The sequence below is a fragment of the Leclercia sp. EC_58 genome, from assembly GCF_019584355.1.
In the GTDB taxonomy this organism is placed as follows: domain Bacteria; phylum Pseudomonadota; class Gammaproteobacteria; order Enterobacterales; family Enterobacteriaceae; genus Enterobacter.
This window is the reverse complement of sequence record NZ_VDAM01000001.1, coordinates 69,218-80,816: the sequence shown is the minus strand read 5'-3', so window position 1 is coordinate 80,816 and position 11,599 is coordinate 69,218. Positions and strand designations below refer to the sequence as shown.

Sequence of the window (11,599 nt, the reverse complement as noted above, 5' to 3'; positions counted from 1 at the left end):
ATTTTCTCCTGTAGGGTAAGTTCGCTCTGGCGGAGTAATAATAATCACTTTGAAAGGTTTTAAAGTGTTAAACAGATCTCACAATGAAAGAAAAAATGATTATTTTGAAAGATAATGAGAAAGGTGACGGCGGCGTGGTGCAGAAGAGAACGAATTTACCTTTAGGCAGCGTAAAGATTTTGCCGGGTGCGTGTGCGCCCCTTCCTTGAGGTGTCCCGGATGCTTTACCATACTTGCCACTTATCGAATTCGTGAATGGATGTGTCATGTTCAAGCGTCGTTACGCAGCGCTACTCCCTGCGCTTATTCTGCTCTCCGCCTGCAGTAGTAAACCGAAGACCGAAGAGGTCCAGCAAACGGCAGGCGCCCCTTCCGGCGGCTTCCTGCTGGAGCCTCAGCATAATGTGATACAGATGGGGGGCGACTTTGCCAATAACCCTGCGGCGGAACAGTTCATCGACAAAATGGTGAGCAAGCACGGCTTTAACAAAGCCCAGCTACAGGAGATCCTCTCCCAGGCGAAACGTCTGGATTATGTATTGCGACTGATGGATCGTCAGGCGCCGACCACCCAGCCGCCAGCCGGACCGAACGGCGCATGGCTGCGCTATCGCAAACAGTTTATTACCCCGGACAACGTGCAGAATGGCGTGGCGTTCTGGAATCAGTATCAGGATGCGCTGACCCGTGCTCAGCAGGTTTACGGCGTGCCGCCGGAGATCATCGTCGGGATTATCGGCGTGGAGACCCGCTGGGGCCGGGTGATGGGTAAAACCCGCATCCTTGATGCGCTGGCGACCCTCTCCTTTAACTACCCGCGCCGGGCGGAGTACTTCTCCTCCGAGCTGGAAACCTTCCTGCTGATGGCCCGCGACGAACAGGATGACCCGCTGGATCTGAAAGGTTCCTTTGCCGGGGCGATGGGCTACGGCCAGTTTATGCCCTCCTCCTATAAGCAGTATGCGGTTGATTTCAACGGGGACGGGCACATCAACCTGTGGGATCCTGAAGATGCCATTGGCAGCGTCGCCAACTACTTTAAAGAGCATGGCTGGACGCCAGGCCAGCCGGTCGCGGTTATGGCTAACGGCCAGGCACCGGGGCTGGAGAACGGCTTTAAAACCCGCTACAGCGCGGCGCAGCTGACCTCTGCCGGGCTTACGCCGCAGCAGCCGCTGAACGGCAATCAGCAGGTGAGCCTGCTGCGTCTGGATATTGGTACCGGCTATCAGTACTGGTACGGTCTGCCGAACTTCTACACCATCACCCGCTACAACCACAGCACGCACTATGCGATGGCGGTCTGGCAGCTGGGGCTGGCGGTGGCCCAGGCACGAGCGGCCTCGCCGTTCAGTTAACGCCTGAAAACGTGAGTGGCTTATGCCACTCATGTTTCACTCCTGGCCGGATGGCCAGGTTTATTTTTTCTGAATCCCCCTCGTAAAACCTCCCCCTCATCCTCATATCTACCGACTAAAGTGCTATCTTGTGCTGCACGTTTTTATGGAGACAAAACGAGATGACTGACCATGAATTAATGCAGCTCAGTGAGAGGGTAGGGCAGGCGCTAAAACAGCGCGGTGCCACGGTCACCACGGCTGAGTCCTGTACCGGTGGCTGGGTAGCGAAAGCTATCACCGATATCGCGGGCAGTTCCGCCTGGTTTGAACGCGGTTTTGTCACCTACAGTAATGAAGCGAAAGCGCAGATGATCGGGGTTCGTGAACCCACGCTTATCGAGCATGGCGCGGTCAGTGAACCGGTGGTCATTGAGATGGCGATTGGCGCCCTGCGTGCCGCCCGGGCGGACTATGCTATCTCTATTAGCGGTATCGCCGGGCCGGACGGTGGCAGCGAAGAAAAGCCTGTTGGAACAGTATGGTTTGGCTTTGCGACGGCGCAAGGCGAGGGGATTACTCGCCGGGAATGCTTCAGCGGTGACCGTGAAAGCGTGCGTCGTCAGGCCACCGTTTATGCGTTAAAAACGCTCTGGCAACAATTTCTACAAAACACTTGATACTGTATGAGTATACAGTATAATTGCTGCAACAGAACAGAAATCCAAGGTGAAGCGCAGTTGTTTCACCCGGCATGAGAGGAAAAAATGGCTATCGACGAAAACAAACAGAAAGCGTTGGCGGCAGCACTGGGCCAGATCGAAAAGCAATTCGGTAAAGGTTCCATCATGCGCCTGGGTGAAGATCGTTCCATGGATGTAGAAACTATCTCCACCGGTTCGCTTTCTCTGGATATTGCACTGGGTGCTGGCGGCCTGCCTATGGGTCGTATCGTAGAGATCTACGGGCCAGAATCCTCCGGTAAAACCACCCTGACCTTACAGGTTGTGGCTGCTGCACAGCGCGAGGGCAAAACCTGTGCCTTTATCGATGCTGAGCACGCGCTGGATCCGGTTTACGCACGTAAACTGGGTGTTGATATCGACAACCTGCTCTGCTCCCAGCCGGATACCGGTGAGCAGGCGCTGGAAATCTGTGACGCACTGGCGCGCTCTGGCGCAGTTGACGTAATCATCGTCGACTCCGTAGCGGCGCTGACGCCAAAAGCAGAAATCGAAGGCGAAATCGGTGACTCTCACATGGGCCTCGCGGCACGTATGATGAGCCAGGCGATGCGTAAGCTGGCCGGTAACCTGAAGCAGTCCAACACGCTGCTGATCTTCATCAACCAGATCCGTATGAAGATTGGTGTGATGTTCGGTAACCCGGAAACCACCACCGGTGGTAACGCGCTGAAATTCTACGCCTCCGTGCGTCTGGATATCCGCCGTATCGGTGCCGTGAAAGACGGTGAAAACGTGGTGGGTAGCGAAACCCGCGTGAAGGTTGTGAAGAACAAGATTGCTGCACCGTTCAAACAGGCTGAATTCCAGATCCTCTACGGCGAAGGCATCAACTTCTACGGCGAACTGGTTGACCTCGGCGTGAAAGAGAAGCTGATTGAGAAAGCGGGCGCCTGGTACAGCTACAACGGCGACAAGATCGGTCAGGGTAAAGCGAATGCTATCTCCTGGCTGAAAGAGAACCCGGCGGCAGCGAAAGAGATTGAGAAGAAGGTACGCGATCTGCTTCTCAACAATCAGGATGCTAAGCCTGACTTCACTGCGGATGACGCAGACGTAGAAGAAACCAACGAAGATTTCTAATCACTTGATGTAATAAAAGGGCTGCGATTGCGGCCCTTTTTTGCATTTGTTTTTCAGCAGGTGCTTTATGAGTGAATCATCCCCCCGACGCCCCGCCTGGAACCGTCTGCTTGATCGCGCGGTACGCATACTGAGTGTGCGCGACCATAGCGAACAGGAGCTGCGCCGCAAACTCATGGCGCCGGTCATGAGCAAAAACGGCCCGGAACAAATCGACGCGACCGCGGAAGATTATGATCGCGTTATTGCCTGGTGTTATGAGCATAACTATCTGGACGATACCCGCTTCGTCTCTCGCTTTATCGCCAGCCGCAGCCGTAAAGGTTATGGCCCGGCGCGTATCCGCCAGGAGCTTAATCAGAAAGGTATCCTACGGGAAATTACAGAACGCGCGATGCGTGAATGCGAGATTGACTGGTGCGCGCTGGCACGGGAACAGGCGGTGCGAAAATACGGCGAACCACTGCCGCGTGAATTTTCAGAAAAAGTCAAAATCCAGCGCTTTTTGCTCTACCGCGGTTTCCTGATGGAGGATATACAGGATATCTGGCGTAATTTTACCGATTGAACGCATACGGGATTTTACTTCCCTCCAAAGAAAACTTATCTTATTCCCACTTTTTACAGTAGCTGGTCCGTCCAACAACGGTTGCGTAGTGACCCGCTGTGACATTTCGTTAGCTTGATTTCAGGATAATTATGAGCAAGAGCACCGCTGAGATCCGACAGGCGTTTCTCGATTTTTTCCATAGTAAGGGACATCAGGTTGTTGCCAGCAGCTCCCTGGTACCGAACAACGATCCAACTTTACTCTTTACCAACGCCGGGATGAACCAGTTCAAGGATGTCTTCCTTGGTCTCGACAAGCGTAATTATTCCCGCGCGACCACCTCGCAGCGTTGCGTACGTGCGGGTGGTAAACATAACGATCTGGAAAATGTCGGTTATACCGCACGTCACCACACCTTCTTCGAGATGCTGGGTAACTTCAGCTTCGGCGACTATTTCAAACATGACGCTATCCAGTACGCATGGGAACTGCTGACCGGTGAAAACTGGTTCAACCTGCCGAAAGAGCGCCTGTGGGTTACCGTCTACGAAACCGACGATGAAGCCTATGAAATCTGGGAAAAAGAAGTCGGTATCCCGCGCGAACGCATTATTCGCATCGGCGATAACAAAGGTGCCCCGTACGCGTCTGACAACTTCTGGCAGATGGGCGATACCGGTCCGTGCGGTCCTTGCACCGAAATCTTCTACGATCATGGCGACCACATCTGGGGCGGCCCTCCGGGTAGCCCAGAAGAAGACGGCGACCGTTACATCGAGATCTGGAACATCGTCTTCATGCAGTTCAACCGTCAGGTCGACGGTACTATGGAGCCACTGCCGAAGCCATCCGTGGATACCGGTATGGGTCTGGAGCGTATTGCCGCGGTACTGCAGCACGTTAACTCCAACTACGACATCGATCTGTTCAGCACTCTGATTAAGTCCGTTGCCGACGTGACTGGCGCGACCGACCTGAGCAACAAATCCCTGCGCGTTATTGCCGACCACATCCGCTCCTGTGCGTTCCTGATTGCTGACGGCGTGATCCCATCGAATGAAAACCGCGGCTACGTGCTGCGCCGTATCATTCGCCGCGCGATCCGTCACGGCAACATGCTGGGCGCGAAAGATACCTTCTTCTATAAGCTGGTGGGGCCACTGATTGGCGTGATGGGCGCCGCGGGCGAAGAGCTGAAACGTCAGCAGGCGCAGGTTGAGCAGGTTCTGAAGACCGAAGAAGAACAGTTTGCCCGTACGCTGGAACGTGGCCTGACCCTGCTGGACGACGAGCTGTCGAAGCTGAAAGGCGACACCCTGGATGGCGAAACCGCCTTCCGTCTGTACGACACCTATGGTTTCCCGGTTGACCTGACGGCTGATGTTTGCCGCGAGCGCAACATCAATGTTGACGAAGCGGGCTTCGAAGCGGCAATGGAAGAGCAGCGCCGTCGTGCGCGTGAATCCAGCGGTTTCGGTGCCGATTACAACGCCATGATCCGCGTTGATGGCAGCAGTGAATTTGAAGGTTACGAGCATCTGGAAACCAACGGCAAAGTGACTGCCCTGTTTGTTGACGGCAAAGCCGTGGAGAGCATCAGTGCGGGCCAGACTGCCGTTGTGGTTCTGGACAAGACGCCGTTCTACGCAGAATCAGGCGGCCAGGTGGGAGATAAAGGCGAACTGAAAGGCAATGGTTTCAGCTTTGCCGTCAGCGACACGCAGAAATATGGTCAGGCAATTGGCCACCAGGGGACGCTGGCATCCGGCAAACTGAAAGTGGGCGAGGGCGTTCAGGCTACCGTTGACGAAGCGCGCCGCGCACGTATTCGTCTGAACCACTCCGCGACGCACCTGATGCACGCCGCACTGCGCCAGGTTCTGGGTACGCACGTTGCGCAGAAAGGCTCGCTGGTGAATGACAAAGTGCTGCGTTTCGACTTCTCCCATTTTGAAGCGATGAAACCGGCAGAAATCCGCGCTGTGGAAGATCTGGTTAATGCCCAGATCCGTCGTAACCTGCCGATCGAAACCAACATCATGGATCTCGAGGCGGCGAAGAATAAAGGCGCAATGGCCCTGTTCGGCGAGAAGTATGACGACCGTGTGCGCGTGCTGAGCATGGGTGATTTCTCCACCGAGCTGTGTGGTGGTACGCACGCCAGCCGTACGGGCGACATTGGTCTGTTCCGCATCGTGTCCGAATCCGGTACCGCGGCAGGCGTTCGTCGTATCGAAGCGGTCACTGGTGAAGGCGCGATTGCCAGCCTCCATGCGGAGAGCGATCAGCTGCACGACATCGCCCAACTGCTGAAGGGCGACAGCCAGAACCTGGGCGAGAAAGTGCGCAGCGTGATGGAACGTACCCGCCAGCTGGAAAAAGAACTCCAGCAGCTGAAAGAGCAGGCTGCGGTTGCGGAGAGCGCAAACCTCTCCAGCAAAGCGGTTGAAATTAAAGGCGTTAAACTGCTGGTCAGCGAGCTGACGGGCGTTGAGCCGAAAATGCTTCGTACCATGGTCGACGATCTGAAGAACCAGCTCGGTTCAACGGTTATCGTTCTGGCTACGGTAGCGGAAGGTAAGGTTTCTCTGATTGCGGGCGTATCTAAGGACGTGATCGACCGTGTGAAAGCAGGGGAGCTGATTGGTATGGTCGCTCAGCAAGTGGGCGGTAAAGGCGGTGGTCGTCCTGACATGGCGCAAGCCGGTGGTACGGACGCAGCGGCCCTCCCGGCAGCGCTGGCCAGCGTAGAAAGCTGGGTAAGTTCGAAACTGTAATAATTACAAAGCGTAATCAGACGCCATAACGACACTATTATGGCGTACTGCGCTCTACGCTATCGATAATGATAAAGTCAGGTTGAGTTTGTGTATATCGGCTAAACTTACGTTTAACAGATTGTGATGCCGTGACTACCTACACATTACGTGTTTGTCATCGCTTACTTTTTGGCGTTATATGATGGATAATGCCGGGATACAAGAGACCCGACTCTTTTAATCTTTCAAGGAGCAAAGAATGCTGATTCTGACTCGTCGAGTTGGTGAGACCCTCATGATTGGGGATGAGGTCACCGTGACAGTTTTAGGGGTAAAGGGTAACCAGGTACGTATTGGTGTGAACGCCCCTAAAGAAGTCTCTGTTCATCGTGAAGAGATCTACCAGCGTATCCAGGCTGAAAAATCCCAGCAGTCAAGTTACTGATATTATCGCGTCTCGCTCTCTGGCGAGACGCACCCCTCCTGACATTCTCCTTCCTTAAAGTTACCGTTCTGTTTCGTTCGCTCTGTTTTTGACCACTCTCATCTCTTTTACTTCGCCAAAATCCACCGTTCTTCATGCAGAAGAGTGCAGAAAGAGGGGCAAAATACGTTTATAAAACACTCTCTTTGCGGGTTTTACGTCCGAATTGCCTGTGAATTGTGCAAACGATAAAAGCTTGTGGAAAATTGTTTGACTTATAAGTCCCAGAAAGTAATATATGCGCCACGCAGCGACGAGAAGCTCTTAGCGAGTTACTCGAAGCACTCGAAAGAGGCGTTGTGTGGTGAGGTGGCCGAGAGGCTGAAGGCGCTCCCCTGCTAAGGGAGTATGCGGTCAAAAGCTGCATCCGGGGTTCGAATCCCCGCCTCACCGCCATTTTGCATCCGTAGCTCAGCTGGATAGAGTACTCGGCTACGAACCGAGCGGTCGGAGGTTCGAATCCTCCCGGATGCACCATCTATTACTTCATATTGCTTTAGAAGTGATATGAATATCGAGCAGTACAGTAGTAAATCCCGATGCATCCGTAGCTCAGCTGGATAGAGTACTCGGCTACGAACCGAGCGGTCGGAGGTTCGAATCCTCCCGGATGCACCATTTACTACATCTCAAAGCAGTATCCCGATGCATCCGTAGCTCAGCTGGATAGAGTACTCGGCTACGAACCGAGCGGTCGGAGGTTCGAATCCTCCCGGATGCACCATATTCTCCGAGATAGCAGCTAAACTGTTGTTTCATGCTCTGCGAGTCAATCGCAAGCACCAGGGAGGATAGCGTTGCTTTAGCAACGACCCGTAGGGCAAGGCGCAGCCGAGTAATCCTCCCGGATGCACCATCTTTTACTTTGTATTGCTTATGAAGCAATACCGAGTATCAGCAGTAACAGTAGTAAATCCCGATGCATCCGTAGCTCAGCTGGATAGAGTACTCGGCTACGAACCGAGCGGTCGGAGGTTCGAATCCTCCCGGATGCACCAACTTCTCAGAGATAACAGCCAGGCTGTTGTTTCATGGTCTGCGAATCAATCGTCAGCACCAGGGAGGATAACGTTGCTTCAGCAACGACCCGGAGGGCGAGGCAACGCCGAGTAATCCTCCCGGATGCACCATATTCTCCCTCATTGTTTATTCCTTCGACGTTTCGTCAGCAATCATCTTCACTGTCAGCGACAAAAACCGCCATTTACGATAAAGTAATGCTTTGTTAATCGTTTAGCGAGAGCACGATGTACGCACAGTATGACGGTTTGATCTTCGATATGGATGGCACCATCCTGGACACCGAGCCTACGCATCGTAAAGCCTGGACTGAGGTCCTTGGCCGTTACGGAATGCGTTTCGACTTACAGGCGATGATTGCCCTCAACGGATCTCCTACCTGGCGTATAGCACAGGCCGTGATTGAACTGAATCAGGCCGATCTCGACCCGCACCTGCTCGCGCGTGAAAAAACCGATGCGGTAAAAGCCATGCTGCTGGACACCGTACGTCCTTTGCCCTTAATCGAGGTGGTGAAGGCGTGGCACGGGCGACGTCCCATGTCCGTTGGTACGGGCAGTGAAAGCGCTATCGCCGAAGCGCTGCTCAACCATCTTAACCTGCGCCACTATTTCTCTGCCGTGGTCGCGGCCGATCACGTTAAAAACCATAAACCTGCACCTGACACCTTTCTGCTTTGTGCAGAGCTGATGGGAGTCCCTCCCGCGAAGTGTGTCGTGTTTGAAGATGCCGATTTCGGTATTCAGGCGGCGCGAGACGCCGGTATGGCCGCGGTGGATGTTCGCTTACTGTGAGTGACGCACTGTCACTCGCCTCATTATTCGCCAGCAGTTTTTTAAGCGCTACGATCCTTCCCGGAAATTCCGAGGTGGTGCTGGTGGCGATGCTCTTGTCCAGCGTCAGTCAGCCGTGGTTGCTCGTGTTAATAGCAACAATGGGTAATAGCCTTGGAGGGCTGACTAACGTTATTCTTGGGCGATTCTTTCCGCTACGCAAAACGTCGCGCTGGCAGGAAAAGGCAGTCGGCTGGCTAAAACGCTATGGCGCTGCCACGCTTTTATTAAGCTGGATGCCGGTAATCGGTGATTTACTGTGCCTGCTGGCGGGATGGATGCGCATCCCCTGGGGGCCTGTGCTCTTTTTTTTATGCCTTGGCAAGGCGTTGCGCTACATTCTTGTAGCGGTTGCAACTTTGCAGGGCATGACGTGGTGGCACTAATTGGACTGTTTGTGACCAGAAACCATTACAATTATGCTAAATAAAATGATTTTGACAGGCGGGAGGTCGAATTGATCCCGGACGTATCACAGGCACTGGCCTGGCTGGAAAACCACCCTCAGGCTCTGAAGGGTATTCAGCGCGGTCTTGAGCGCGAAACGCTGCGCGTTAACGCAGATGGCAGTCTCGCAACGACGGGCCATCCACAGGCGTTGGGTTCGGCGCTGACCCATAAATGGATCACCACTGATTTCGCCGAAGCACTGCTTGAGTTTATTACGCCGGTCGACGGCGAAATTGACCACATGCTGAAAATCATGCGTGACATTCATCGCTACAGCGCTCGTAATCTGGGTGATGAGCGGATGTGGCCGCTGAGTATGCCTTGCTATATCGCGCAGGGGCAGGATATTGAACTGGCGCAGTACGGCACCTCCAATATCGGTCGTCTGAAAACGCTCTATCGCGAAGGATTAAAAAATCGCTATGGTGCGCTGATGCAGACGATTTCTGGCGTGCACTATAACTTCTCCTTGCCGATGGCATTCTGGCAGGCGAAGTGCGGCGAAACGGATAAAGAGGCGATCTCCGCAGGCTATTTCCGCCTGATTCGTAACTACTATCGCTTCGGCTGGGTCATCCCGTATCTGTTTGGTGCGTCTCCGGCGATTTGCTCCTCTTTCCTGCAGGGCAAACCGACCACGCTGCCGTTTGAGAAAACCGAATGCGGCATGTACTACCTGCCGTACGCGACCTCCCTGCGTCTCAGCGATCTGGGTTATACCAATAAGTCGCAAAGCAATCTCGGAATTACGTTTAACGATCTGCATGAGTATGTGGCAGGATTAAAGCGGGCGATCAAAACCCCGTCCGAAGCCTACGAAGAGATCGGTCTTGAGAAAGACGGTAAGCGCCTGCAAATCAACAGTAACGTTTTACAGATTGAAAACGAACTGTATGCGCCTATCCGTCCGAAACGCGTCACGCGCAGCGGAGAAACTCCGTCGGATGCGTTACAGCGCGGTGGGATTGAGTACATCGAAGTACGCTCCCTGGATATCAACCCGTTCTCGCCAATTGGCGTGGACGAGCAGCAGGTACGCTTCCTCGATCTGTTTATGGTCTGGTGCGTGCTGGCCGATGCGCCGGAAATGAGTTCTGACGAACTGCTTTGCACCCGCACTAACTGGAACCGGGTGATCCTCGAAGGGCGCAAACCAGGCCTGACGCTGGGCATCGGTTGCCAGACGGCACAGTTCCCGCTGCAGCAGGTGGGGAAAGATCTGTTCCGCGATCTCAAACGTGTCGCCCACACACTGGATAGCGTCTATGGTGGTGATGAGTATCAGCAGGTGTGCGATCAGCTGGTCGAAAGTTTTGATAATCCGGAGCTGACATTCTCGGCACGCATTCTGCGTTCTATGATTGATCGGGGTATCGGTGGCACCGGCCGTGCGCTGGCGGCGGAGTATCGCGATATGCTGCTGCAGGAGCCGCTGGAAGTGCTTACCGAAGCGGAGTTTGCTGCTGAACGTGAAGCATCAATGGTGCGTCAGGCTGAGATTGAGGCGGCGGATACAGAGTCGTTTGCTGAGTTTCTGGCGAAACAAGGCTGACAGAAAAGAAAAAGGCCACATCGCTGTGGCCAAAATAACATCTCTGAAGAACAGGGATGATGATAACAAATGCGCGTCTTTCATATACTCAGACTCGCGTTGAATTGAAGAGTTCATTATTTTTAAAAAAAAATCACTATCGGAGGTGACGTATGCCGTTATTAGATAGCTTTACTGTCGACCATACCCGTATGGAAGCACCTGCTGTACGCGTTGCGAAGACCATGCATACCCCGCACGGCGATACGATCACGGTATTCGACCTGCGTTTCTGCGTACCGAATAAAGAAGTGATGCCGGAAAAAGGCATTCACACTCTGGAGCACCTGTTTGCCGGTTTCATGCGCGATCACCTGAACGGTAACGGCGTTGAGATCATCGATATTTCGCCTATGGGGTGTCGTACCGGGTTCTACATGAGCCTGATTGGGGTGCCGGAAGAGACCCGTGTTGCTGAGGCCTGGAAAGCGGCGATGGCTGACGTGCTGAAGGTGAAAGAGCAGAACCAGATCCCGGAACTCAACGTTTACCAGTGCGGCACATATCAGATGCACTCTCTGGAAGAAGCACAGGATATCGCCCGCCACATTCTTGAGCGTGACGTTCGCGTTAACAGCAACGACGAACTGGCGCTGCCAAAAGAGAAGCTGCAGGAACTGCACATCTAGTTCATTACCCGGCTCTCAACAAAGCGTGAGCTGGGTAATTTTACGCCCTTCTGCCTTGTTTATTTATAAATTCCTAAAAAATTATCTCTCGTTGTGCATCCCTCTCTTTGTGACTATTAT

The 11,599-nt window shown here is 53.7% G+C and carries 11 protein-coding genes and 5 tRNA genes; all 16 read left to right on the top strand.

The features are described 5' to 3' along the window. Window positions 1–83: 83 nt before the first annotated feature. The 16 genes from FHC51_RS22875 to luxS all read left to right on the top strand — a co-directional run bounded on the left by FHC51_RS22875 (window position 84) and on the right by luxS (window position 11,479). The gene (locus FHC51_RS22875) at window positions 84–209 is read left to right on the top strand and encodes a hypothetical protein (RefSeq protein ID WP_255584715.1); all 126 of its coding nucleotides are present in this window, start codon (window positions 84–86) and stop codon (window positions 207–209) included. Window positions 210–266: 57 nt separating this feature from the next. After that, the gene (gene mltB / locus FHC51_RS00415) at window positions 267–1,358 is read left to right on the top strand and encodes a lytic murein transglycosylase B (protein WP_220434662.1); all 1,092 of its coding nucleotides are present in this window, start codon (window positions 267–269) and stop codon (window positions 1,356–1,358) included. Between the two features lie 161 nt (window positions 1,359–1,519). Then, on the top strand, window positions 1,520–2,017 hold the full coding sequence (gene pncC / locus FHC51_RS00410; RefSeq protein WP_114316935.1) for a nicotinamide-nucleotide amidase: 498 nt from the start codon (window positions 1,520–1,522) through the stop codon (window positions 2,015–2,017). 87 nt (window positions 2,018–2,104) lie between these two features. After that, window positions 2,105–3,163, top strand: a complete 1,059-nt coding sequence (recA, locus tag FHC51_RS00405) for a recombinase RecA (protein ID WP_103180881.1) — start codon at window positions 2,105–2,107, stop codon at window positions 3,161–3,163. Window positions 3,164–3,230: 67 nt separating this feature from the next. After that, entirely contained in the window at window positions 3,231–3,731 is a 501-nt protein-coding gene (recX, locus tag FHC51_RS00400) for a recombination regulator RecX (RefSeq protein WP_220434661.1), read from the top strand. 131 nt (window positions 3,732–3,862) lie between these two features. After that, the gene (gene alaS / locus FHC51_RS00395) at window positions 3,863–6,490 is read left to right on the top strand and encodes an alanine--tRNA ligase (protein WP_220434660.1); all 2,628 of its coding nucleotides are present in this window, start codon (window positions 3,863–3,865) and stop codon (window positions 6,488–6,490) included. A 241-nt stretch (window positions 6,491–6,731) separates the two neighbouring features. Beyond that, window positions 6,732–6,917 (top strand): carbon storage regulator CsrA, encoded by a 186-nt coding sequence (gene csrA / locus FHC51_RS00390; RefSeq protein WP_000906486.1) that lies wholly within the window; start codon window positions 6,732–6,734, stop codon window positions 6,915–6,917. A 342-nt stretch (window positions 6,918–7,259) separates the two neighbouring features. Then, a tRNA-Ser gene (locus tag FHC51_RS00385) sits at window positions 7,260–7,352 on the top strand. Between the two features lie 4 nt (window positions 7,353–7,356). Continuing rightward, window positions 7,357–7,433 (top strand) — tRNA-Arg (locus FHC51_RS00380). A 64-nt stretch (window positions 7,434–7,497) separates the two neighbouring features. Then, window positions 7,498–7,574, top strand: a tRNA-Arg gene (locus FHC51_RS00375). 29 nt (window positions 7,575–7,603) lie between these two features. Then, window positions 7,604–7,680 (top strand) — tRNA-Arg (locus FHC51_RS00370). A 197-nt stretch (window positions 7,681–7,877) separates the two neighbouring features. Then, window positions 7,878–7,954, top strand: a tRNA-Arg gene (locus FHC51_RS00365). A 249-nt stretch (window positions 7,955–8,203) separates the two neighbouring features. Next, window positions 8,204–8,770, top strand: a complete 567-nt coding sequence (yqaB, locus tag FHC51_RS00360; protein ID WP_114316938.1) for a fructose-1-phosphate/6-phosphogluconate phosphatase — start codon at window positions 8,204–8,206, stop codon at window positions 8,768–8,770. Continuing rightward, complete coding sequence (locus FHC51_RS00355) at window positions 8,767–9,195, top strand: YqaA family protein (protein ID WP_103822663.1); 429 nt, start codon at window positions 8,767–8,769, stop codon at window positions 9,193–9,195. Before yqaB ends, FHC51_RS00355 begins: the two co-directional genes overlap by 4 nt. A gap of 71 nt (window positions 9,196–9,266) precedes the next feature. Further along, on the top strand, window positions 9,267–10,811 hold the full coding sequence (gene gshA, locus FHC51_RS00350) for a glutamate--cysteine ligase (protein ID WP_103822662.1): 1,545 nt from the start codon (window positions 9,267–9,269) through the stop codon (window positions 10,809–10,811). Between the two features lie 152 nt (window positions 10,812–10,963). After that, the gene (luxS, locus tag FHC51_RS00345) at window positions 10,964–11,479 is read left to right on the top strand and encodes an S-ribosylhomocysteine lyase (protein ID WP_103822661.1); all 516 of its coding nucleotides are present in this window, start codon (window positions 10,964–10,966) and stop codon (window positions 11,477–11,479) included. Window positions 11,480–11,599: the final 120 nt, after the last annotated feature.

Coding starts and splice junctions, on each gene's coding strand:
- FHC51_RS22875 (WP_255584715.1), top strand. CDS start 84: ATGAAAGAAAAAATGATTATTTTGAAAGATAATGAGAAAGGTGACGGC.
- mltB (WP_220434662.1), top strand. CDS start 267: ATGTTCAAGCGTCGTTACGCAGCGCTACTCCCTGCGCTTATTCTGCTC.
- pncC (WP_114316935.1), top strand. CDS start 1,520: ATGACTGACCATGAATTAATGCAGCTCAGTGAGAGGGTAGGGCAGGCG.
- recA (WP_103180881.1), top strand. CDS start 2,105: ATGGCTATCGACGAAAACAAACAGAAAGCGTTGGCGGCAGCACTGGGC.
- recX (WP_220434661.1), top strand. CDS start 3,231: ATGAGTGAATCATCCCCCCGACGCCCCGCCTGGAACCGTCTGCTTGAT.
- alaS (WP_220434660.1), top strand. CDS start 3,863: ATGAGCAAGAGCACCGCTGAGATCCGACAGGCGTTTCTCGATTTTTTC.
- csrA (WP_000906486.1), top strand. CDS start 6,732: ATGCTGATTCTGACTCGTCGAGTTGGTGAGACCCTCATGATTGGGGAT.
- yqaB (WP_114316938.1), top strand. CDS start 8,204: ATGTACGCACAGTATGACGGTTTGATCTTCGATATGGATGGCACCATC.
- luxS (WP_103822661.1), top strand. CDS start 10,964: ATGCCGTTATTAGATAGCTTTACTGTCGACCATACCCGTATGGAAGCA.